Genomic DNA, 22,035 nt, shown 5'->3' on the forward strand with positions numbered 1-22,035 from the left:
TTGAGGAGTGATGACTATTCATGCAATTATAGATGTATTCCCGGTATTAATGAAGGGAATCAACATTACGATAACCGTCTTCCTATTATCCGCGATATTCGGTTATCTATTTGCCATTATTGCGGGCTTATGCCGCTTGTCTCATAATCTTGTTGTACGTGGTATAACTAGTTTCTATGTGGAAATATTTCGAGGTACCTCGTTAATTGTGCAACTATTTTGGCTTTACTATGCGATTCCAATGCTATTCAATGTTGGGATTGATAATCGACTGATGGCTGGTGTATTAGCCATTTCTTTAAACTATGGTGCCTATATGTCCGAAATCGTACGAGGATCTATTTTAGCTGTTGACAAAGGACAAACAGAAGCATCAATTGCACTTAATTTATCTCCATTCCAACGTATGAGGATGGTCATTTTCCCACAAGCATTACGGATGATGTTACCAGAACTCGGTAATTATTTAATTCAAATGCTTAAGGCCACATCGCTCGTTTCATTAATAGGAATGACAGACATTTTATATCATGGAAATATTTTAAGAAGTACTGATTTATCTGCAGCACCTACTGTTTATTTATTGTTATTATTGTTCTACTTTATTATGGCCTTGCCACTAATCCTTCTTACTCGAAAAGGTGAGCAAATCTCTAAGAAAGGGGTGGCTCGTTAATGAATATTAATTGGAAATGGGATATGTTCTTTGATGCCTTCCCTTTTATATTAAAAGGTATAGGGGTTACAATCGGGTTAACATTTGCTTGTTTTTTATTTGCTTTAATATTTGGCTTTGTTTGGGTATTATTAAGAAGAATACCCATTAAGCCCATCAACTGGTTCATTACCTGGATAATGGAGTTTATCCGATCCACTCCACCATTAATCCAATTATTCTTTATCTACTATGCTTGGCCAATGGTTCCAGGAGTTGGCGCGTCATTATCTTCATTTGAAAGTGCCGTTTTAGGGCTTGGCATACATTTTAGTACGTATATTGGTGAAGTATATCGTTCTGGTATTGAAGGAGTGGAAAAAGGTCAGTGGGAGGCCTCTACGGCACTCAATTTTTCAACTGGACAAAAATGGTTGAAAATTATTTTACCTCAGGCGATACCACCAACGATTCCCATGCTAGGAAACTATTTAATTATTATGTTCAAAGAAGTTCCGCTTGCATCTACGATTGGTGTAGTTGGGATACTAGCATTAGCAGATACGTATGGTACAGAACACTTCCGCATGTTGGAGTCTTATACGATTGTCGCTATTATTTTCTTAGCATTAAGTTATCCCTCTGCAATTTTAATCAATAAATTAGAAAAGAAAATGAATCGCCGCTTTGATAAGAAAGCAGCGATTCAAGATTAGAAAAGCACCAGGCGCCCAGAGCTAGACATCTTTGTTGATACTTTCTTAACTACAAATAAAGGAGCGGTTGCATAATGGTTGAAGCTATTAATAAAATAAACAGGTCAGACATGAAATACCAAACCACAAAGCCTATAGTTGAATATAAAAATGTCCAAAAATCTTATGGGGATGTAGAAGTACTTAAAGGTTTGAATTTATCCATTTACCCCGGTGAGAAAGTTGCTTTAATTGGGCCAAGTGGCTCCGGTAAAACGACGATTATTCGTATGTTAATGACATTAGAGCAACCGACAGCTGGTGAGATTATCTTCGACGGAAAGAATCTTTGGCATATGGAAAGGAAAGGAAAGCTTGTACCTGCAAACGAAAAACATTTACGAGAACTACGTGGGGATATCGGGATGGTTTTCCAGCATTTTAATCTTTTTCCACATATGACGATTCTACAAAACTGTATGACAGCACCGATACAAGTCCAAAAAGAAGATAAGGAAAGTGCACGAAAACGTTCTATTGAGATGTTAGAAAAGGTTGGGCTTGGCGATAAGCTAGATAGCTATCCGAATCAACTCTCTGGTGGTCAGAAACAGCGTGTTGCAATGGCCCGGGCACTTGTTATGCGGCCAAAAATCATGCTATTTGATGAGGTAACCTCTGCGCTTGATCCGGAATTGGTAGGTGAAGTACTTGAAGTAATTCGTGATATCGCTGAAGAAGGTGACATGGCAATGGTACTTGTAACTCACGAAATGGACTTTGCACTTGATGTAGCAGACCGAGTAATCTTTTTAGATAACGGGGTTATTGCTGAACAAGGTAGCCCTAAAGAAGTCCTTGAAGAATCGAATAATGAGCGACTTCAGCAATTCTTACATCGATTTAGGAACTAGTATTATACATGTAAACAAAAACGAATCTGTGTATCTATCTACACAGATTCGTTTTTTTATTTTACATTATTCAAGATCTTCACCGATAATACGTACTTCACGTTCAAGTGTTACACCAAACTTCTCTTTAACAATCGTCTGGACATGACGAATTAGCTGGATATATTCATCAGCAGTTGCGTTGTCCTTATTAACAATAAATCCCGCATGTTTCTGCGATACTTGTGCACCGCCAATTTGTGTACCTTGTAAACCGCTATCCTGAATTAATTTACCAGCAAAATAACCTGGCGGGCGTTTAAATACACTACCACAAGAAGGATACTCTAATGGTTGCTTGGACTCTCTTTTGAATGTTAAATCATCCATCACTGCTTTAATTTCATCATAATTGCCTTCTTTCAAGGCAAATGTACCTTCTAAGACAATATAACCATTATCAGGTATATTACTTGTACGATACTCTAAATCTAATTGATCGGCACTTAACGTCAATAATTCACCATTTTTATCGACAACAACAGTGCTCTCTAGTACATCTTTTATTTCTCCACCGTATGCTCCAGCATTCATATACAGTGCACCACCAACTGAACCAGGTATACCACAAGCAAATTCCAATCCTGTTAACCGCTGCGCTAAAGCTTCCCGCGAAACGTCTATAATACGTGCACCACTTTGTGCAACCAGCTTCAAACCATCCGTTTTTATTTCATTTAGTCTATTTAAATTCATGACAATTCCGCGAATGCCACCATCTTTGACAATAAGATTGGATCCATTCCCTAGTAATGTAAACGGAATATTTTTTTATTAGCTAGCTTCACAATCTGTCTTACTTGCTCATATGTTTCTGGTGTTACGAGTAAGTCTGCCGCTCCGCCTAAGCGTGTATACGTATGGTCTCTTAACGGCTCATTAACCATTACATTTTCTTCAGCGGTAATGGAGATTAGTTCTTCATATACGTGATGATTGGTCACTACAAATCATTCCTTTAATCTTATCCATATTATTAACCATCTGTCTTATTGTAAGTTATTTTTCGCTTTCTCGCCACTTATTAAGAAACGCACTATCGTATTTATATGCAAGCCTTTCTTATGCATTCCATTTTTTAGTTATGAAGCTTTTACGAGTGTTTTTTGCTTTAGAATAAACCATGTAAAATAAGCACCAATTCCTGCTAAAAGAAGCTTCACTACTAGAAGTGGCACCACAAACAATATAGTAAAGAGCATGGAACACCATAAAAACGTGACACCCATAATCTTTGCAGACAATGGAATACCCTTTCCCTCTCGATAATTCTTAATATATGGGCCTAGATGTTGATTGGTGATTAACCAATCATATAACCGATCAGAACTCCTTACAAAGCATGCCGCACCGAGTAATAGCAATGGCGTTGTCGGGATAAGTGGTAAGAATATCCCGATAATAGCTAGTCCTAATGACAATAACCCTACGATAATCAACAATAATCGCTTCACATACATGTCCATCACCAGCTGTTATTTTAGTTGGGTACTTCCCTAAATATTATACCATCCCGCTATTCGTCAATTCTTGCTTATTTCGTAAGATTCTTTGACATCTGCTTTACTTCATTTAAGGAATGAAATATAGGCTCATTGTCTTGAAAGGTATTAATATAAGTGAATCCTAACGATTCTAATAGGTCAAGTGAGGGATATAAAGCAAATGCCAATGTATCCTCTGTATGCGAGTCAGATCCGATCGTGATAATTTCTCCCCCGAGAGATCGGTATAATCTCAAAATATCATTACTCGGCATACCAGTACCTAATCCATAACGAAAACCAGAGGTGTTTAGTTCAATCCCCTTCCCCCTATTAATTAGTTCTTTAAAGATTTCACTTATTAGCTCATGAAAGTGATGAATAGCCCCCCTTTTATACCGTTTAACCAAATCCAAGTGACCTAATACAGAAAAGTTATCAAATTGCTTCACACAAGTTAACAATTCCTCATAATACCGCTCATAGGCCTCCTCCACCGTTTTGCCGTGGAAAAAACTCCCTGAATGAAGGTCTTTTCTCTCTGTTGTATGCATGGAACACAAAATAAAATCAAATTGTTCGTTCTTTAACATGGTTTGAAATCGTTCGATATAACCTGGCTCTATCCCTATCTCAATACCTTTTTTTATAGCAATTCGGTCACTATACTTTACTTGCATTTGCTTAATTTGCGCGTTGTATTGTTCCAAATCCAGATCAAACGAAATAGTCGGATCTGGATAATCAAAATCAATATGCTCCGTAAAACATATTTCCTTCAGACCTATCTGTATGGCCTTCTCGACAGTCCTTTCCATTGGTGTCTTACAATCTGCAGAAAAATCACTATGAATATGATAATCAAACATAAATTTCTCTCCTCTCAGAATTGACAATTATCCGAATTGATTATAGAATACTATATAACTTTAATTAGATAAAGTGTTAAAGTGATAAAGTGCATAAAAAAGGAGTCTTACACATGAAATATAGACCCGAATTAATAGATTTTTTTGCTCGTGAAAGTTTCATTTCAATACTAAGGAATCGTTTTAAAACATATGGTTTTAACCAAATCAACACACCTACTTTTGAAAATTATGATCTGTATTCAACCGTACAAGGAACCATATCAAAAGATGAGATGTTAAAAGTTATTTCTCCTAATGGTAAAGTCCTTGTTCTACGACCTGACGTTACAATTCCTGTAACTCAACTTGTTGCTATACCGTATACCGGGCAAACATCTGAGTCGAGATATTCATACATAACAGATATATTCCGTTCTTCATTTGAAACAAATTATGGCTATGTCAAAATGCAGGCAGGAGTAGAGTTATTTGGAAGTACCAGTGCGGAATCTGATATGGAGGTAATTTCCTTAGCGATTGATTGCTTAACCAACTTAGGGTTTGATGGCTTTAAGATACAGCTTGGTCATGCGGGAGTAGTGAATGAAATATTAGATATACTATCGCTCCCCCCTAAAAAGGAAGAGCAATTTAAGCAACTAATTCATTCAAAAAACATTGCCGGTCTGGAAGAATTCATGAAGACACTAACAATTGAACCAGCTATCAAAAAAAGATTATGACGATTCCTTTTCTTTACGGGAAACCCCAGGAAGTTTTACATAAGGCACTATCAATCTCGTTATCAGAAGAAATGATAGGAAAAATAAAACATTTATTACTAGTTACAGAAATGCTTGAAATCTATGGCTTTGAAGATGAAATCGTAATCGATTTAGGGCTAATCAATCATATGGACTATTATTCTGGATTAATCTTTCAAGGCTTTATTACAGAAATCGGCAAACCTATTCTTTTAGGTGGAAGATATGACCATCTAGCTGAGCAATTTACCAATCCCACTCCAGCTGTAGGATTTGCCTTTGACTTGGAATCCCTTTTAGAGTCCAGTCCTTTTTCACCTAGTATTCCTAAGCCTATTTATCTGAAATATGACGATAGCAGCCGAACTCAAGCATTAAAACTGTCCAAACAATTACGAGACTTGAACTATCCGATTACTATAAACAATTCGCCGTTACCCACTACCTCTTATACTATTTCTATGAATAGCACTGGTAACACCTTTATAGATAAAGAAAAACGGTACAGCTTTACGGGATTAAATGATTTATTACCATTACTTCAAGGGATGATGTGAAGATTCAAATTAGGAGGAACAAATATGCAACCAATTATTCTCGCGCTTGCAAAGGGAAGAACCGTAACTGGCATTCTTCGATTATTACGCAAGACTGGTTATGACTTTGATGGTTTTCATGAAAAAAGTAGAAAACTAGTATTCCTTGATTCCACTAACCAAATTCAACTAATTTTTGTTAAAGCAGTTGATGTACCAACCTATGTGGAGAAAGGCGCTGCAGATATCGGGATTGTCGGTAGAGATAATATTCTCGAATCTCAGGCTGACGTTTATGAGATGCTCGATTTGAAGGAAGGCAAATGCAAGTTTGTCGTAGCTGGAAAGAATAAGTCCGTTCTGCAGAAGAACAGACTTACAGTAGCTTCTAAATACCCATTCATTGCTAATTCTTTTTTTCAGCAAAATGGCATACAAGCCGAAACCATAAAACTAAATGGTTCTGTAGAACTAGCACCTATTATCGGGATGGCAGACGTAATCGTCGATATTATGGAAACCGGCAAAACCCTACAAGAAAATGGACTTATTGTATTAGAAGAATTAGAGGACATCACTACTAGACTAAATTACAAATAAAGCTAGTTATGCTACGAAAACAGCTTCAATTGAAAGATTTATATATAACCTAAAACTAGGGTTGGAGGGAGAATAATGAAGATTGTAACTGCTAAGAAGTTTAATAAGGACTCCCTATTTCGAAATGCATCTACCTTTAACGAAAAGATTGATAGAGCGGTACAGAACATCATCAATGAAATACGGCTGAAAGGAGATTCTGGGTTAAGGTCCTATACAGAAAAGTTTGATGGTCCTCTTTTGGATAACTTTATCGTGACAAATGAGGAAATAGAGAAGGCTAAAAAGTTAGTCGATGATACATTTCTAACCACTATCCTCCAAGCAAAGGAAAACATCGAAGCATTTCATGAAAATCAGAAGGAACAGTCCTGGCATATCAATCCTGCAAATGGAATTATCCTAGGACAGAAAATAACACCAATTGAAAAAGTTGGTATCTATGTACCTGGTGGGAAAGCAAACTATCCATCCACCGTGCTCATGAATGTCATCCCAGCCAAGGTTGCTGGAGTACCATATATTTCTATTGCCACTCCACCGAGAGAAGACGGATCAATTAATCCCTATGTACTTACTACCGCTACACTACTCGGAGTGAATCGGATATATAAAATGGGTGGTGCTCAAGCCATAGCAGCCTTAGCCTACGGAACGGAGACCATTGAGCGCGTATATAAAATCGTCGGGCCAGGGAATTCATATGTTGCCAGTGCGAAAAAATCGGTGTATGGCGATGTAGCGATAGATATGATTGCTGGCCCAAGTGAGATCTGTATTATTGCGGATAACAGTACCAATCCAAAATTTATCGCAGCAGACCTATTATCACAAGCTGAGCATGACGAAGCAGCTAGAACCACTGTAATTACGACATCACCATCACTAGCAAATCAAATCACAGAAGAAATCAAAGAACAATTATCCCATCTTTCCAGACGAGAAATTGCTCAAGAATCGATTCGTAAAAATGGATTCATTATTCTTGCCACTTCTGAAGAGGAAGCTTTCGAAATTGCAAATTTAATTGCTCCAGAACATTTGCAGCTTATGGTTACAAATTCGTTTGAAAAGTTAGAGTTCGTCAAGAATGCTGGGGCAATATTCTTAGGAGATTATTCTCCAGAGCCATTAGGAGACTATTTTGCAGGTCCTAATCACACACTGCCAACCAATGGAACAGCTAAATTCTCTTCACCTCTAGGTGTTTATGATTTCATCAAAAAATCTAGTATTATTCATTATTCTAAACAAGCCCTAGGGCAGGCATCTGATGCGATTCAATACTTAGCTGTTAGGGAAGGGTTAGAAGCACATGCAAAATCAGTACAAATTAGAAGGGGAGATTAGGTTGAGAGAATTCAATTTAACCCGAACCACTAATGAATCAGATATATTTCTGAAGTTGAATTTAGACGGAGAGGGTACATCTACCATCGAGACAGGAATTGGGTTCCTAGATCATATGTTAATACTCATGACAAGGCATGGTCTATTCAATCTAGATATAACTTGTAATGGCGATTTACACGTTGACTATCACCATACCGTAGAAGATGTGGGAATCGTACTTGGCAAGGCATTTTCACAATGTATAGGTAACAAAGAGGGCATAAATCGCTATGCACACGCTGTTACACCAATGGATGACGCACTTTCATCTGTCACCGTAGATATAAGTGGTAGACCTTATCTAGTATACCAGGTGGAAGGGTTAAAGGATAAAGTTGGAAACTTCGATACAGAACTCGTGGAAGAGTTTTTCCAAGCTTTTGTTAACCATGCTCAAATCAACTTACATATAACGCTCTCGTATGGAAAGAACAGTCATCACATTATTGAGTCTATATTTAAAGGGTTTGGGCGTGCATTAGATGAGGCCAGCCGTAAAAATCCAAGAATAATTGGAGTTCCTTCTACAAAAGGTTCTTTATAAAAAGGAGAGTTACCAATGATTGCTATCGTTGATTATGGGGCTGGTAATATTAAAAGCCTTCAGATTGCTCTGACCACATTATCCATAGAAAGCACTTTAACTCGTGATGAAACGGTTATACGAGACAGTAACGCCATCATCTTGCCTGGTGTAGGCGCTTTTCAAGATGCTATGCATCAACTAAGAAGCGATAATTTGGATAAAATCCTACAAGAGCAAGCTGCAGCAGGAAAGCCTATTCTAGGAATTTGTCTTGGAATGCAGCTATTCTATGAAACTAGTAACGAAGGTGGCCTATCAACAGGGCTAGGTTTAATAAAGGGGAAAATTGAACGGATAAACGCCAATGTAAAAGTGCCGCACATGGGATGGAACACACTTCAAATTAGGCGTAATAAGCACATTACAACGAACATTCCAGACCAAACTTATGTGTACTTTGTTCATTCCTATTATGCCACTGATATCGATAATGACGATCTTATTGCTACAAGTCAACATGGAGAGAACATACCAGCACTCGTACAGCACAACAATATTATTGGAATGCAGTTCCATCCTGAAAAAAGCGGTGATGTCGGTATGCAACTCATAAAAAACTTTTGGGAGATGGTTTCATGATAATTTTTCCTGCAATTGATATTTTAGATGGCAAATGTGTTCGTTTAATTCAAGGAGATTACAATCAACAAAAATTATACAATGAATCTCCCCTTAACGCAGCAGAACAATGGATGAAATACGGTGCAGAAACATTACATATTGTTGATTTAAATGGAGCAAAATCAGGAACAGCCACTAATAAGAAGATTATTGGTCAGATTGCCCAATCTAGTAATCTTCCCATCCAAGTGGGAGGAGGAATCCGTTCTTTAGAGCAAATAGAAGAATATTTCTCCATTGGAGTACAAAGGGTTATTCTCGGAACAACTGCTATTCATGATTTTCCACTTCTACAACAAGCAGTAGAAAAGTTCGGCGACAGAATCATTGTTTCGATAGACGCTCGTAACGGCATGGTTGCAACAGAAGGCTGGATAAAGGAAAGTACGATAACCGCCACTGATTTAGTCGAGAATTTGGAGAAGATTGGGATTCAAACAATTGTTTACACGGATATTGCAAGAGATGGTATGTTACAAGGTCCCAATTTCGAGGAGTTAGCAACTATTAATCAGGCTACCTCTATACAAGTAATTGCTTCAGGTGGCATAACCACCATAGGAGATGTAGTGAAATTACAGCAGATGAACCTTTATGGGACAATTATCGGAAAAGCACTTTATGACGGGAGAATCGAGTTAATCGAATTACTGGAGGTTATGAACCATGCTAGCTAAACGAATTATTCCCTGTTTGGATGTTGATAAAGGACGGGTTGTAAAGGGAAAGAAGTTTCAAGATATTCAAGATATCGCCGATCCTGTTGAATTAGCCCTACGTTATAACCATGAAGGTGCAGACGAATTAGTATTCTATGATATCACCGCTTCACATGAAGAACGAAAAACCTTCTTAGATATCGTTGAAAAAGTTGCCGCTACTATCAATATCCCATTTACTGTTGGCGGAGGAATTAGAAGTGTCGAGGACATTTATCAAGCACTTCAATCCGGAGCTGATAAGGTTTCCATTAATAGTGCAGCAATCACGAATCCCACATTAATTGAAACTGCTGCCTCAAAATTTGGATCACAATGTATCGTCCTATCCATCGATGCAAAAGAGATTAATACAGGCAAGTGGAACGTGTTCCAAAATGGAGGGAGAATTGATACTGGATTAGATGCCATTGAATGGGCTCTCGAGGGAGAAAGACTCGGTGCAGGTGAGCTTGTAATCAACTCGATTGATGTAGATGGTGTGAAAAAAGGCTATAATTTGCAACTTACAAAGACAATCGCAAATGCCGTTTATATTCCAATTGTTGCAAGTGGGGGTGCTGGCATAATGGAAGATTTCTATCAAGTACTACATAGTGATATAGCCGATGCAGCACTTGCCGCTTCTGTATTTCACTATAATACCATTAGCATCCCGGCATTAAAGAATTATCTTGTTGAAAAAAGTGTCCCCGTTAGGAGCGTACCATCATGCCAACTTTATTAGATAACCTTACCTTTTCTGAAGGCGGATTAATACCTGCCATTATCCAGGATCAAGCTAGTGGAAGGGTATTAATGTTAGCCTATATGAATAGAGAATCACTGCAAAAAACATTAGAAACGAAAGAAACATGGTTTTTTTCAAGGAAAAGAAAAAAACTTTGGAACAAAGGAGAAACATCCGGTAATAAACAAGTCGTCAAAAGTATTGATTTTGACTGTGATTCTGACAGTCTCCTTATTCAAGTCAGCCCTAAAGGTCCTTCCTGTCACACTGGTATGGAATCGTGTTTTCACAACACATTATTCCAGGATGACCAAGCTATGTTTCTCATCATTCAACAAGTAGTCAATACGATAAAGAATAGACGAGCAAACCCCACAGAAAGTTCTTATACCTCTTATCTTTTCCGTGAGGGGATTGATAAGATATTGAAGAAAATCGGTGAAGAAGCTAGTGAAATCATTATCGGCTCAAAGAATACGAATAAGAATGAGCTTATCTGGGAGATTTCCGATTTTATTTTTCATTTATTGGTTCTGATGGAAGTGAAGGATATCACCATTTCAGATGTGAAAGCTGAATTAGTGAAAAGACATGTCACAAAAGTGGGGGATTTAGGTGAATAAGTACTGGAGTTCCTTTGCAAAACGTGCTGACCCTTACATACCTGGTGAACAATTGAATAACTCGAGCATTATAAAGCTAAATACCAACGAAAACCCTTATCCTCCTGCTCCATCAGTAATAGAAGCTATCCAGAAGGAATTAGGGGATTCTTTAAGGCTTTATCCATCACCAACTACTGACGGACTGCGGAACGTTATTGCGAAACATTTTCGCTTACAAAAGGAAAACATCTTTATTGGAAACGGCTCTGATGAAGTGCTAGCTTTTTCATTTATGGCATTTTTTGAACCTGGTAAACAGATACTTTTTCCAAGCATCACTTACAGCTTCTACCCTGTTTACGCCAAACTTTTTAATATCCCTTATAAGGAATTAGATCTAACTTATGACCTTACCATCAATCCCCCATCTTATTTTCATTCTGATGGTGGTGTCATATTTCCAAATCCCAATGCACCTACTGGGATCTATTTAGAATTAGATAACGTAGAAGCAATTATTGCTAACAATCCAGATAGCATTGTCATCATTGATGAAGCCTATATAGACTTCGCTCAAGAATCTGCTGTACCACTTATTCATAAGTATCCCAATCTACTTGTCATTCAGACAACCTCAAAATCAAAGTCACTTGCTGGATTACGTGTAGGCTGTGCAATAGGACATCCTTCCTTAATTGAGGGGCTAGAGAGAATTAAGAATTCCTTTAATTCTTATACACTTGACCGACTTGCCATTGTCGGTGCAACAGCTGCATGGCAGGCTATAGATTATTATCAACAAACGACAGAATCTATAAAGGAAACGCGGAAGTGGTTCTCCGCAACGCTAACGCAGCTTGGATTTCAGGTGCTACCATCACAAGCTAATTTTGTGTTCGCTACACATAAGGAAGTACCGGCGCTTTATTTATATAATCAGTTAAAGGCAGACAACATACTGGTTCGACATTTCAATAAACAGCCAATAAACAATTACTTGCGGATTACAATAGGAACAGCTGAACAGATGGAGGTGTTTAAAAATAAGCTAACAAAAATTATCAGAGAGACGAAAAATGGTTAACATTAGAACCCAAAAGCACATAGTCCATTCGACTATGTGCTTTACTATTCTTATATATGTTCCTTAATATCTGCTTCTTTCATTAATTTTTCCACTTTAACCTGAAGTGCATCTGCTTCTCGTTGTTGTGTAAGCTGATCTTCAATAATAGGTTTTGCATCTTCAAACTTCATGATGTCATCCATATCTTTTTTAACTTTTCATATGCCTCTTTCACATCTGCCTCAGTTACTTCTTCTACCTTGATTTCCTTCTCCATATATTGATTTAGTGTCTGTGCGAAACGAATCTGTTCTTTTAACGATTCCTCTGTCAAATTATACTGCTTCAAATAATCATCAAATTTCCCTTCATTCTGAGATTTTAATGATTCGTATTCTTTTTGGACAGAGTCTTCTGTCACTTCAATACCTTGTTTTGCTGCTTCTTGTTTAATTAGTTCTTGCGCAATTATTTCATTTAATGTGATTTCTTTAATATTATCTTTGTCTTCTATATCTTGTCCGAACTGATAAGCTCTCATTTTCGTTTGCAAGTAAATGGCATTGTATCGTTCTCCTTTTACTTCCGTATCATTAATACTAACAACAACTTTGTCTGCATCTACCGTTTCGTCCTTATCCATTTTTATTTCCTCAGGATTACTAACTGTCTTGCTACTTTCCTCTTCATCGTTTCCACATGCAGCTAGTACTAAAACTAATCCGATGATAAGTATACTTACTATCTTCTTCATACTATTCCTCATTTCCTAAAGTTGTATTTCTATTCAACCATATTCAGCCCCCTAAATGCAAGAAGCTACGACATCCTCTAACATAATTGCCAGGAAACTCCCGCTCATCCTCACTCTTATACATGGAGAAAAAGGCTCTCGATAAGTCCGTATTACTTAACTTATCGAGAGCCTTTCAGATTCATATAGAGCTACTTTAATTCATTAAGGATTTCTTCAATTTTAGCAAGTTCAGATTGAAGTCCACCACCACTTAAATACCATAATGGACCATCTAAGTAGATAACGCGGTCATTTTTATATGCTGCAGTTTGTTTAATAATATCGTTTTCCATATCTTTGTCGATATTTGATTTTCCACCAGTAGCTGCAGTACGGTCAATTACAAATAATACTTCTGGATCAAATTCTAGAATTGCTTCAAATCCAAAATTGGAACCATGTGATGAAGATTCGATATCTTCTGTTACCGGTTTGAATCCATATACATCATATACATATCCAAAACGGGATCCTGTAGAGAAGCCAGATAAGTTACCTTCGTTATACATCGTTACTAAACTAGTTTCATAATTTCCAGCTAGAGCTTTAATTTCTTCTAGAGATGAATCAAACTTAGCAAGGTATTCCTCTGCTTCTTTTTCCTTTCCAAACATTTCAGCTGCAATATCAACTGAAGCTAAGAAAGTGTTCCAATAATCTTCTTGTACTGCTCCAACAAACACAACATTTGGAGTGATCTCTTTTAATTGTTCATAGTATGGTGCTTGACGACCAGAAATAAAGATTACATCCGGTTCTAATGCTGCAATATCTTCTAGTAAAGGTTCTTTTAACGTTCCGATACTTTCGTACTCGTCACCTGCATATTTTTCAAGGTGTTCTGGTAATGTAGAATCTTTAGCAACCCCAACAATTCCTTCCACTCCAAGTGCATCTAACGTATCTAAGAAGCCATAATCAAAGACAACAATTTTCTCAGGCATTGATTCGAATGTTATTTCATCGAATGTATAGGATTCACTTCCATCTCTTCCAGTACTTTCTGTAGTTGTAGGTGAGATTGTCATCGGATAGGCAGAACTTGTTTCTTCTGCTCCTTCTTGACTAGTTTGTTTATTATTATTAGAAGAATTATTTTCTTCTTTTTCTGAATCATCCCCACCACATGCGGCAAGAACAAGAATTAATGTGATAAATATTACACTAAGTAATTTCCAGTTTTTCATTATTTTCTTCTCCCTTAATATGTATTTTATTAATAATGAGAATCATTATCACTGATAACAATTCTCATTATAAATGGCTGTTTACCAATAGTCAACATAAAAATGAAATATTTACTAATATTTTTTCAACTTGGCTAAGTCTTGCCTGAATAGCGTGATTCCTTATTTTAATCAATCCTCGTATTGATTATATTTACCTCTAACTAGAAAAACTTGCAATCGCTCATCCTTGTGCTGCTAGTTTTCCTTATGCAATAGGGAAAGATTTTTTATGCTAGCCTATCTGCCAAAAAAACGCCTTAAACAAATAGCCGTAGGTAACGAACTCTTTATTCAAGACGCTTCATCTTATTTATTAATAGTTTTAGCCATGGGAATTAAAATATACACAAATACGACAGCCATTTTGAACTTGAACTGGAATATCCATATCGTATATTTCGCGTAGAGATGCTGAATTAATAATTTCACTAGTAGGACCGTTCTTCACTAGTTTACCATCCTTCAACGCAACGATACGGTCTGAATACACGGAAGCGAAATTGATATCGTGTAAGACGATTACAACCGTTTTACCAAGCTCATCCACAAGCTTCCGTAATATCTTCATAATTTGTACAGAATGTTTCATATCTAAATTGTTTAATGGTTCATCCAACAAAATATAATCCGTATCCTGAGCAATTACCATTGCAATAAATGCTCGTTGTTTTTGCCCACCAGATAGTTCATCAATAAATTGATCTTCCATATCATGCAGATTCATATAATCAATAGCTTGGTCCACATGTTTTTCATCTATATCTGTTAAACGCCCCTTTGAATAAGGATAACGTCCAAATGATACCAATTCACGAACTGTTAAACGTACATTCATAAAGTTAGACTGCTTCAAGATAGAAACACGCTTGGCAAACTCGTCAGATTTCCACTTTTTCACGTTATTTTGATCGAGTAATACTTCACCTGTATCTGCTTCTAATAGACGACTGACCATTGATAATAATGTTGACTTCCCTGCACCATTTGGCCCAATGAACGATGTAATGGTTCCAGGCTGAATCGTGAGTGACACTTTTTCTACAACATTTTTCTTTCCATAGCGCTTTGACAAATCTTTAATATTTATCATTTTGCAGCCCTACTTTCTCTTAGTAATAAATAAATGAAGTATATACCACCGATAAAGTTGATAATGACACTTAAAGTAGTACGTAATTCGAATATATGCTCGACGAGGAATTGTCCTCCAACCAATGCGATAATACTAATTAAGCTTGCACCTAATATTAAAATAGAATGCTTATATGTTACTAAAAACTGATAGGATAAGTTTGCTACTATTAATCCAAAAAATGTAATCGGCCCAACTAATGCAGTCGATGTGGCAATTAAGACTGAAGATAGGATTAAAATATTCATTACCATGCGATCATAATTAACCCCTAGGTTCATCGCATTCTCGCGTCCAAGTGACATGACATCCAGCTTGCTCATAATTCGGAATCCATATATAAATGAGACTATTAATATCGCAATCGCAATATATAGTAGTTCTGCTTTGACCTTCGTAAAACTAGCGAATAACATGGATTGTAATCCTAAATATTCTACCGGGTCAATTAGTACTTGCATAAACGTGACAAGGCTACCCAATAGCGTTCCTATGATCATACCAATTAAAAGCAGTAAATAAATAGGATGTTTATCCGATCGGAATAGGAATCGATATAGAATAAGGGCGAATAGAACCATCGCAATAATTGCCGCACCAAAATTCAAGTACTTATTAACTACCCAAACGGACATTGATCCTGCAAAGAAATAGATTAATGTTTGTACTACTCCATACATCGAGTCCATTCCCATAACAGATGGGGTCAAGATACGGTTCTGAGTAATCGTCTGGAAGACGACCGTCGCATAGGATATGGCAACCCCAGTTACGACCATCGCCGCAATTTTTAGTACACGTCTTGGAAAGGCATAGTCAAAGCCACCTTTAATATCATAAAAAGCATATAGCAGTATACTAATAATCGCTAATATAAATAAAGTAATTAACTTTAAGCTATTTTTTCGCATATGCTCTCCCCCTAAACAGCATAATTAAGAAGATCGCACTTCCGATAACAGCAACCGTAACATTTACAGGTATTTCATATGGATGAACGATGACACGGCCGATAATATCACAGATTAATAGAAATACTACGCCAAGTGCCATTGTATGGGGGATGGTCTTTCTTAAATTGTCACCCATATAAAGTGATACGATATTTGGTACAATAAGACCCAAAAATGGTATCACACCGACAGTTAGTACGACAGATGTTGAAATAATTGCAACAAGAACTAACCCGATATTTAAAATAAATTTATAGCTTAATCCTAGATTCTTTGCAAAGTCTTCGCCCATTCCTGCAACAGTAAACTTATTCGCATAAAGGTAAGCTAGAATGACAGCTGGAATACTTACGTATAACAATTCATAACGTCCCGCAATAATTAAAGTAAAACTTCCCATTAACCAAGATGAGACATTCTGAAGAAGATCTGCTTCATATCCTAGGAATGTTGTAATGGAAGACAAAATGTTTCCATACATAATTCCGATTAAGGGGACAAAGATGACATCTTTAAATTTTATACGATCCAAAATCTGCATAAAAATAAATGTTCCTGCTAATGCAAACGCAAAGCTGAAAATAACTTGTTGTGTATACGTTACATTCGTTAAGAACAGCATGGAAACCATGATTCCTAGTTTAGCTGCATCTAACGTCCCTGCCGTTGTTGGGGATACAAACTTATTTCGACTTAAGCTTTGCATGATTAAGCCCGCAATACTCATCCCAGCACCTGCCAGAATAATTGCTAACAGACGCGGTACTCTACTGACTAGGAAGATTTGTAGCTTATCAGAATCCAAGTCTAGTAAATCACTTATACTAATATCTATAGCACCTATAAATAGTGATATAATGGACAGGATTATACCTAAAATTATTAACATCCACAATCGCATATGTTTTCCTCATAACTGTTTATTCTTAGAATATTAATTGAAAATGATTATCATTCCAAGTATAGCTTCATTATATAAATAGATAGCAATAAAATCAAGCTTCTGAGAAACCGTTATCAAATATGTAACAACTTTTCTATTCTTCCTAACAAACTCTTTCCTATTTCAGAATGACTAACAGTGATAAAAGTTCTGAAACCCTTTTTGAACAAAACAACCGCATGTTAGTTAATTTGTTAGGTTTTTAGTATATGGAGACAACGTATGTTTACTATTCCGTCCACAAAAAAAGCTTGCTAGGATTTCCAGCAAGCCACTCTCACCATATTATTCTTCCACTTCGCAACCTTCACCAGTACAGTAGGATGTCTTGGTAAGCGATTTGTGATTGGAGTTTTTACTTTCCTCATCCCATACTTTTGTAAGTACTTCCATAAACACTTCCTTCGGCTGTGCCCCAGATACCGCATACTTTTCATTGAAAACAAAGAAAGGTACTCCTTGAATGCCAATTTGTCTAGCAAGCTCTTGATCATCACGAACTCGGTTTGCATAACGATTTGTGCCCAAAAGTTCCTCTACATCCTCTTCATTAAGACCAACCTCTAAAGATAGTTTTTTTAATGTTTTATGGTCACTGATTAATTCTGAATCTGTAAAATAAGCATGTAGAAATTTCTCCGTAATTTCTTTACCTAACTTTTGAGTATCGGCATACTTTGCAACCCGATGTGCGTCAAATGTGTTGGTATGCTGCATTGTCTCAAAGTTAAATAACAGTCCAACCTTTTTCGCCTCAAGCCCAACATTTTCATTCAATCTTTTGGCTTGCTCGACAGACACTCCTTTTCTAGTTGCTAAGTATTCATGAATGTTTTGATTAGGCTTCGCTTCAGAATCCGGATCTAATTCATAACTTAAGAAGTGAATGGTTACCTGATCTCGATGCTCAAATTCGTGCAATGCTTGCTCTAGCCTACGTTTACCTATATAACAAAATGGACAGACAAAGTCCGACCATATCTCTATCTTCATAACTGCACCTCTCTCTTAACTAACTATATTTTAGCACAACATTATTTTGCGGTAATAACGTTGTGCTTATTAGATATCTTTTGAGAAAAGTGTCCATGAAAAATTATTTAGTAATATCTTCTCTTCCTTTAACTAAAGAAAAAAGACTAAGTAACTACCACTTAGTCTTGATCTAACAATGATTTGCCCATTATCGAAACACGCTTTGTATTTTTTAGTTCCCCTAAATCTTGGGCTCCAATACCAAACATGGTTATCTTAAGCTCAAATTCAATCTGTTCCATTACTCTCTCCACTGCTTCAACAGATTCGGTTGCCGCCTGTAGCAGTGATCTTGCGAAACCAATTATGTCTGCTCCAATTGTTATAGCTTTAGCAGCATCTAGTCCCGTTTTCATACCTCCACTAGCAACTAGCGGAACCTGTCCTAACTCACTTCGTACAGATACAATACAATCCTTCGTTGGCATTCCCCAGCTATTAAAGGCTTCTGCTGCCGCTTTGCGTAGTGGGTCATTAGAGCGTAACTTTTCTACCTGACTCCATGACGTACCACCTGCACCTGCTACATCAATAAATGACACCCCTACATCGTATAGCTTTTTCGCCGTAGAACCATCTATTCCAAATCCAACTTCCTTCACACCAACCGGGACGGTAAGTGCTTTACAAACTGCTTCTATTTTCGGAAGCAAATCTTCAAAGTTCAAGTCACCCTCATCCTGAATGACTTCTTGTAGCGTATTTAAATGTAGATAAAGTGCATCTGCTTCGGTTAAATCCACTATCCTTTGAGCATGTTCTGGGCCGTAACCGTAATTTAGCTGAACAGCGCCTAGATTGGCTATAAGCGGGACGGTTGGTGCTTGTTTTCTAATTAGAAATGATTCCTGGTGTTTATCACTTTCAAGCAATGCCCTTGTTGAACCAAGGGCAATGGCCCAACCCCTGTTTTCTGCTGCAATGGCAAGGTTTTGATTGATTTCCGTTGCTAATTCAGAACCACCGGTCATGGAACTTACTAGAAAAGGAGCATTTAAGGCTTTATTTAAAAAGAAGTTTTTATATCAATTTTATTAAAATCTATTTCTGGTAATGCATTATGAATAAAGGAAATCCCCTCTAATCCGGTTGACTTATTAACGCCTTCTACTTGGTCTGTTAGACATAAACGAATATGTTCTGTTTTTCGTTTGTTTATTCCTTGTTCAGCCATCATAACACTTCCAATCAAAAATTATCTATCTATAGTTTACTTGTTTCCATCACCGAATGAAAGTAAAGTGATGACTTTTTAACAAGCTACGCTCTATCCTATATAATAAGGAAATAAACAATAAAGAGGTGTCTTGATTATGAGAGAAAAAGCTAGGGAATTTGCCACAAAAGCACATGCCGGACAAAAGAGAAAAAATTCGAATGACGACTATATCACACACCCTATTCGGGTTGCAGAAAGATTGGAAAGGGAAGGATTTTCTGATGAATTAGTCTGTGCAGGATATTTACATGATGTAGTCGAGGATACTATCTATGAGAGAGAAGACATTGAAAGGTTATTCGGTATAAAAGTTGCGGATATGGTCGCCGCCCACACGGAGGATAAATCAAAATCATGGAAAGATAGAAAGCAACATACGATTGATACAATAAAACAAGCGGATAAAGAAATTAAATATTTAATTGTTGCGGATAAGCTAGATAACCTAATAGGTTTAGAACGGGATTTAAAAATGTTAGGTCCCTCTGTCTGGAAAAACTTTAATGCTGGAATAGAGGAGCAAAAGTGGTACAACGAATCCATCGCACAATATATGAAAAATGGTCTTCATGAACATGAAATACCAGCCTATTTTCTTGAATATGAGAATTTAGTCAAAAAAGTGTTCGGTTAAACATTTTCACCCTTTCTAGGTAATGTATGGTTAAAAAGGACTATTTTTCCAATATCTTATATTCAGAATTCTATATTTTATATATGATAGGAACGATAGACTATTATATTGGAGGAATGAATAGAGGATGGAAAATCAAAACAAGGCCGAAATAGTTGACGGGCAAGAAAAGCCCTCGGGTAATGGACAGATTAACAACTATGTGCAATACATTGTTCAAACGATAAAACACCCTGAAGATATCTTGTCTGACAAATTTCAAGCGAAGCATCAGTTTGGACTGATCACGATGATTTCGTTTCTTGCACTTATCTTAATCAGTAATTTGCTTGGTCTAGTATCACAAAAAGAGTTACTTGAATACTTTGGCTTTAAAGATTATTTTTCTTACTTTAATAGCACTATTTCTTATGCATTAGCTCTTATCCTTTTATTATTTGTATTTAAGAACCAAGCAGCTAAGACTGGTACTCCGTATGAAATTAACTTTTTCTTAGAAAAATTAGGGGCTCTACTGGTGATACCAAGTATATTATTGCTACTTTCTATCCCCCTAGAATTATTGGATGTTACGATTCATTATTGGTTGAGTTCTTTAGCTAGAACACTTTTATATGTCGGGGTATTTATGACATCATACTTGTACATTTCACGTAATGACATTAGGACTGCTACCATCCATTTAGCAGGCTTCTATATATTTTATAGCCTGGTTAGTTATGTTTTATAAAGAAGAAAGGCGTTTGCCCTAGAGGACCAACGCCTTTCTTTTTATCTTTTCTTGTAGAAGCTCTTTTGCTGTTTACTAATCTTTTTCCACTTACTTTTTTCTTCTAACTTCGCTTTTTGATCTTGTTTTCGTTTTTCAAATGCAATTTCTCGTTGCAACTTTACATAACTCTTGTAACGCTCGGCAGATAAACTGCCATCCTCTATTGCCTCTTGTACGCGACAACCAGGTTCATTAGTATGCGTACAATCAGAGAATTTACATTCTAGTTGTAATGCCCCAATATCCTGAAAAGTCGTATCTATGGCATCTTCCCCATCCCATAACTGAATCTCTCGCATTCCTGGTGTATCAATTATCATCGCACCGTTTGGAAGGAGAAACAATTCTCGGTGGGTAGTGGTATGACGCCCTCTACTATCATCTTCTCGGATTTTTTTTGTTTCTTGTATCTTTTCGCCAAATAACGTATTGATTAAGGTCGATTTCCCTACACCTGAAGACCCTAATAACGCTGCAGTCTTTCCAGGTGATAAGTGGCTTTTCAATTCCTCTATTCCATCACCATCTATACTACTGATTAGAATAATCGGAATACCAATTGCCACTTCGTTTACAGATGAGAGAGCGTTGTCTATCTCTTCTTCGGTAGCCTGGTCTTTTTTCGTAAGTAGCAATATAGGCGTTGCTCCGCTTTCATAGGCCAATAAGATATATCGCTCTATTCTTCTAACATTCAAATCATGATTTAACGAGTTTACGATGAAAATAGTATCGATATTAGCTGCTACTATTTGTGCATCCGTACGATTTCCAGCAGCCTGTCTAACAAATTGACTTTTCCTAGGCAGTACTCTTTTGATTACTGCTTTACTTTCATCAGGTATTTTTTGAACCTCTACCCAGTCACCAACCGCAGGAAAATCTAATGAATTCATTGCTTCATTAATAAACTTTCCGCTTAAATGTGCATGGTATTCCAATTCTCCATCAGAAATTTGGTAGCTGTTTTTTTGAATGGTCAAAACACGGGCTACAGTTTCCTCGTTCCATTCTACCTCATTATTCCAACCTAGTTTTACTAAATTATTCAAATAGCTTCCTCCT

23 protein-coding genes and 3 pseudogenes are annotated in these 22,035 nt (G+C 36.9%); 14 read left to right on the forward strand and 12 right to left on the reverse strand.

Going from position 1 to position 22,035, the window contains the following annotated elements:
* Positions 1-10 precede the first annotated feature (10 nt).
* The 3 genes from G5W_RS0115920 (at position 11) to ehuA (ending at position 2,264) form a co-directional block, all read left to right on the forward strand.
* Positions 11-676, forward strand: a complete 666-nt coding sequence (locus G5W_RS0115920; RefSeq protein WP_010098191.1) for an amino acid ABC transporter permease — start codon at positions 11-13, stop codon at positions 674-676.
* Complete coding sequence (ehuD, locus tag G5W_RS0115925) at positions 676-1,371, forward strand: ectoine/hydroxyectoine ABC transporter permease subunit EhuD (protein WP_010098193.1); 696 nt, start codon at positions 676-678, stop codon at positions 1,369-1,371. Before G5W_RS0115920 ends, ehuD begins: the two co-directional genes overlap by 1 nt.
* Positions 1,372-1,445: 74 nt before the next feature.
* Positions 1,446-2,264, forward strand: a complete 819-nt coding sequence (gene ehuA, locus G5W_RS0115930) for an ectoine/hydroxyectoine ABC transporter ATP-binding protein EhuA (protein WP_010098195.1) — start codon at positions 1,446-1,448, stop codon at positions 2,262-2,264.
* 66 nt (positions 2,265-2,330) lie between these two features.
* On the opposite strand, the pseudogene murB reads toward ehuA, so the two are convergent.
* From murB to G5W_RS0115945, 3 genes and pseudogenes are all read right to left on the reverse strand, one after another.
* A pseudogene (murB, locus tag G5W_RS22430) lies at positions 2,331-3,190 on the reverse strand (UDP-N-acetylmuramate dehydrogenase).
* A gap of 195 nt (positions 3,191-3,385) precedes the next feature.
* Positions 3,386-3,763 carry a YbaN family protein gene (locus G5W_RS0115940; RefSeq protein ID WP_010098201.1) on the reverse strand — a complete coding sequence of 126 codons (378 nt, stop codon included), beginning with the start codon at positions 3,761-3,763 and terminating at the stop codon, positions 3,386-3,388.
* A gap of 74 nt (positions 3,764-3,837) precedes the next feature.
* Entirely contained in the window at positions 3,838-4,656 is an 819-nt protein-coding gene (locus G5W_RS0115945; RefSeq protein ID WP_010098203.1) for a histidinol-phosphatase HisJ family protein, read from the reverse strand.
* 113 nt (positions 4,657-4,769) lie between these two features.
* Between G5W_RS0115945 and hisZ the strand changes: the two are divergent.
* From hisZ to hisC, 9 genes and pseudogenes are all read left to right on the forward strand, one after another.
* A pseudogene (hisZ, locus tag G5W_RS24720) lies at positions 4,770-5,959 on the forward strand (ATP phosphoribosyltransferase regulatory subunit).
* Between the two features lie 24 nt (positions 5,960-5,983).
* Positions 5,984-6,538, forward strand: coding sequence for an ATP phosphoribosyltransferase (gene hisG, locus G5W_RS22440; protein ID WP_010098206.1), 555 nt, complete (start codon positions 5,984-5,986; stop codon positions 6,536-6,538).
* A gap of 75 nt (positions 6,539-6,613) precedes the next feature.
* Entirely contained in the window at positions 6,614-7,888 is a 1,275-nt protein-coding gene (hisD, locus tag G5W_RS0115960) for a histidinol dehydrogenase (protein ID WP_010098208.1), read from the forward strand.
* Position 7,889: 1 nt separating this feature from the next.
* On the forward strand, positions 7,890-8,474 hold the full coding sequence (gene hisB, locus G5W_RS0115965) for an imidazoleglycerol-phosphate dehydratase HisB (RefSeq protein ID WP_010098211.1): 585 nt from the start codon (positions 7,890-7,892) through the stop codon (positions 8,472-8,474).
* A 15-nt stretch (positions 8,475-8,489) separates the two neighbouring features.
* On the forward strand, positions 8,490-9,095 hold the full coding sequence (hisH, locus tag G5W_RS0115970) for an imidazole glycerol phosphate synthase subunit HisH (protein ID WP_010098212.1): 606 nt from the start codon (positions 8,490-8,492) through the stop codon (positions 9,093-9,095).
* Positions 9,092-9,814, forward strand: coding sequence for a 1-(5-phosphoribosyl)-5-[(5-phosphoribosylamino)methylideneamino]imidazole-4-carboxamide isomerase (hisA, locus tag G5W_RS0115975; RefSeq protein ID WP_010098214.1), 723 nt, complete (start codon positions 9,092-9,094; stop codon positions 9,812-9,814). Before hisH ends, hisA begins: the two co-directional genes overlap by 4 nt.
* Entirely contained in the window at positions 9,804-10,583 is a 780-nt protein-coding gene (gene hisF, locus G5W_RS0115980; protein ID WP_010098216.1) for an imidazole glycerol phosphate synthase subunit HisF, read from the forward strand. The genes hisA and hisF overlap by 11 nt, the downstream gene beginning before the upstream one ends.
* Entirely contained in the window at positions 10,568-11,209 is a 642-nt protein-coding gene (hisIE, locus tag G5W_RS0115985) for a bifunctional phosphoribosyl-AMP cyclohydrolase/phosphoribosyl-ATP diphosphatase HisIE (RefSeq protein WP_010098217.1), read from the forward strand. The genes hisF and hisIE overlap by 16 nt, the downstream gene beginning before the upstream one ends.
* Entirely contained in the window at positions 11,202-12,275 is a 1,074-nt protein-coding gene (gene hisC / locus G5W_RS0115990) for a histidinol-phosphate transaminase (protein ID WP_010098218.1), read from the forward strand. Before hisIE ends, hisC begins: the two co-directional genes overlap by 8 nt.
* 50 nt (positions 12,276-12,325) lie before the next feature.
* On the opposite strand, the gene G5W_RS24555 is transcribed toward hisC, so the two are convergent.
* From G5W_RS24555 to fni, 8 genes and pseudogenes are all read right to left on the reverse strand, one after another.
* Positions 12,326-12,448 (reverse strand): hypothetical protein, encoded by a 123-nt coding sequence (locus tag G5W_RS24555; protein ID WP_010098219.1) that lies wholly within the window; start codon positions 12,446-12,448, stop codon positions 12,326-12,328.
* On the reverse strand, positions 12,445-13,011 hold the full coding sequence (locus tag G5W_RS0116000) for a SurA N-terminal domain-containing protein (RefSeq protein WP_010098220.1): 567 nt from the start codon (positions 13,009-13,011) through the stop codon (positions 12,445-12,447). Before G5W_RS0116000 ends, G5W_RS24555 begins: the two co-directional genes overlap by 4 nt.
* Before the next feature lie 191 nt (positions 13,012-13,202).
* On the reverse strand, positions 13,203-14,240 hold the full coding sequence (locus G5W_RS0116005; protein ID WP_010098221.1) for a siderophore ABC transporter substrate-binding protein: 1,038 nt from the start codon (positions 14,238-14,240) through the stop codon (positions 13,203-13,205).
* A 364-nt stretch (positions 14,241-14,604) separates the two neighbouring features.
* On the reverse strand, positions 14,605-15,372 hold the full coding sequence (locus G5W_RS0116010; protein ID WP_010098222.1) for an iron ABC transporter ATP-binding protein: 768 nt from the start codon (positions 15,370-15,372) through the stop codon (positions 14,605-14,607).
* Positions 15,369-16,325, reverse strand: coding sequence for an iron chelate uptake ABC transporter family permease subunit (locus G5W_RS0116015; RefSeq protein ID WP_010098223.1), 957 nt, complete (start codon positions 16,323-16,325; stop codon positions 15,369-15,371). The genes G5W_RS0116010 and G5W_RS0116015 overlap by 4 nt, the downstream gene beginning before the upstream one ends.
* A complete protein-coding gene (locus G5W_RS0116020; protein ID WP_010098225.1) occupies positions 16,312-17,268 on the reverse strand; it encodes an ABC transporter permease in 957 nt (318 codons plus the stop codon). The genes G5W_RS0116015 and G5W_RS0116020 overlap by 14 nt, the downstream gene beginning before the upstream one ends.
* A gap of 327 nt (positions 17,269-17,595) precedes the next feature.
* A complete protein-coding gene (locus G5W_RS0116025; protein ID WP_010098226.1) occupies positions 17,596-18,303 on the reverse strand; it encodes a DsbA family oxidoreductase in 708 nt (235 codons plus the stop codon).
* 161 nt (positions 18,304-18,464) lie between these two features.
* Positions 18,465-19,519, reverse strand: a pseudogene (gene fni, locus G5W_RS22445) (type 2 isopentenyl-diphosphate Delta-isomerase).
* A 139-nt stretch (positions 19,520-19,658) separates the two neighbouring features.
* Between fni and G5W_RS0116035 the strand changes: the two are divergent.
* Positions 19,659-20,198: an HD domain-containing protein gene (locus G5W_RS0116035; RefSeq protein ID WP_010098227.1), complete on the forward strand. Its 540-nt coding sequence runs from the start codon at positions 19,659-19,661 to the stop codon at positions 20,196-20,198.
* Between the two features lie 127 nt (positions 20,199-20,325).
* Complete coding sequence (locus G5W_RS0116040) at positions 20,326-20,928, forward strand: hypothetical protein (RefSeq protein ID WP_010098228.1); 603 nt, start codon at positions 20,326-20,328, stop codon at positions 20,926-20,928.
* A gap of 41 nt (positions 20,929-20,969) precedes the next feature.
* On the opposite strand, the gene rsgA is transcribed toward G5W_RS0116040, so the two are convergent.
* Positions 20,970-22,022 carry a ribosome small subunit-dependent GTPase A gene (rsgA, locus tag G5W_RS0116045; RefSeq protein ID WP_010098229.1) on the reverse strand — a complete coding sequence of 351 codons (1,053 nt, stop codon included), beginning with the start codon at positions 22,020-22,022 and terminating at the stop codon, positions 20,970-20,972.
* Between the last annotated feature and the right edge of the window lie 13 nt (positions 22,023-22,035).

This window comes from Ornithinibacillus scapharcae TW25, from assembly GCF_000190475.1.
GTDB classification, from domain to species: domain Bacteria; phylum Bacillota; class Bacilli; order Bacillales; family Amphibacillaceae; genus Ornithinibacillus; species Ornithinibacillus scapharcae.

Excerpts from the sequence above, each read along its gene's own strand:
- G5W_RS0115920 (WP_010098191.1), top strand. The coding sequence starts at position 11 with ATGACTATTCATGCAATTATAGATGTATTCCCGGTATTAATGAAGGGA.
- ehuD (WP_010098193.1), top strand. The coding sequence starts at position 676 with ATGAATATTAATTGGAAATGGGATATGTTCTTTGATGCCTTCCCTTTT.
- ehuA (WP_010098195.1), top strand. The coding sequence starts at position 1,446 with ATGGTTGAAGCTATTAATAAAATAAACAGGTCAGACATGAAATACCAA.
- G5W_RS0115940 (WP_010098201.1), bottom strand. The coding sequence starts at position 3,763 with ATGTATGTGAAGCGATTATTGTTGATTATCGTAGGGTTATTGTCATTA.
- G5W_RS0115945 (WP_010098203.1), bottom strand. The coding sequence starts at position 4,656 with ATGTTTGATTATCATATTCATAGTGATTTTTCTGCAGATTGTAAGACA.
- hisG (WP_010098206.1), top strand. The coding sequence starts at position 5,984 with ATGCAACCAATTATTCTCGCGCTTGCAAAGGGAAGAACCGTAACTGGC.
- hisD (WP_010098208.1), top strand. The coding sequence starts at position 6,614 with ATGAAGATTGTAACTGCTAAGAAGTTTAATAAGGACTCCCTATTTCGA.
- hisH (WP_010098212.1), top strand. The coding sequence starts at position 8,490 with ATGATTGCTATCGTTGATTATGGGGCTGGTAATATTAAAAGCCTTCAG.
- hisA (WP_010098214.1), top strand. The coding sequence starts at position 9,092 with ATGATAATTTTTCCTGCAATTGATATTTTAGATGGCAAATGTGTTCGT.
- hisF (WP_010098216.1), top strand. The coding sequence starts at position 9,804 with ATGCTAGCTAAACGAATTATTCCCTGTTTGGATGTTGATAAAGGACGG.
- hisIE (WP_010098217.1), top strand. The coding sequence starts at position 10,568 with ATGCCAACTTTATTAGATAACCTTACCTTTTCTGAAGGCGGATTAATA.
- G5W_RS24555 (WP_010098219.1), bottom strand. The coding sequence starts at position 12,448 with ATGAAGTTTGAAGATGCAAAACCTATTATTGAAGATCAGCTTACACAA.
- G5W_RS0116000 (WP_010098220.1), bottom strand. The coding sequence starts at position 13,011 with ATGAAGAAGATAGTAAGTATACTTATCATCGGATTAGTTTTAGTACTA.
- G5W_RS0116005 (WP_010098221.1), bottom strand. The coding sequence starts at position 14,240 with ATGAAAAACTGGAAATTACTTAGTGTAATATTTATCACATTAATTCTT.
- G5W_RS0116010 (WP_010098222.1), bottom strand. The coding sequence starts at position 15,372 with ATGATAAATATTAAAGATTTGTCAAAGCGCTATGGAAAGAAAAATGTT.
- G5W_RS0116015 (WP_010098223.1), bottom strand. The coding sequence starts at position 16,325 with ATGCGAAAAAATAGCTTAAAGTTAATTACTTTATTTATATTAGCGATT.
- G5W_RS0116020 (WP_010098225.1), bottom strand. The coding sequence starts at position 17,268 with ATGCGATTGTGGATGTTAATAATTTTAGGTATAATCCTGTCCATTATA.
- G5W_RS0116025 (WP_010098226.1), bottom strand. The coding sequence starts at position 18,303 with ATGAAGATAGAGATATGGTCGGACTTTGTCTGTCCATTTTGTTATATA.
- G5W_RS0116035 (WP_010098227.1), top strand. The coding sequence starts at position 19,659 with ATGAGAGAAAAAGCTAGGGAATTTGCCACAAAAGCACATGCCGGACAA.
- G5W_RS0116040 (WP_010098228.1), top strand. The coding sequence starts at position 20,326 with ATGGAAAATCAAAACAAGGCCGAAATAGTTGACGGGCAAGAAAAGCCC.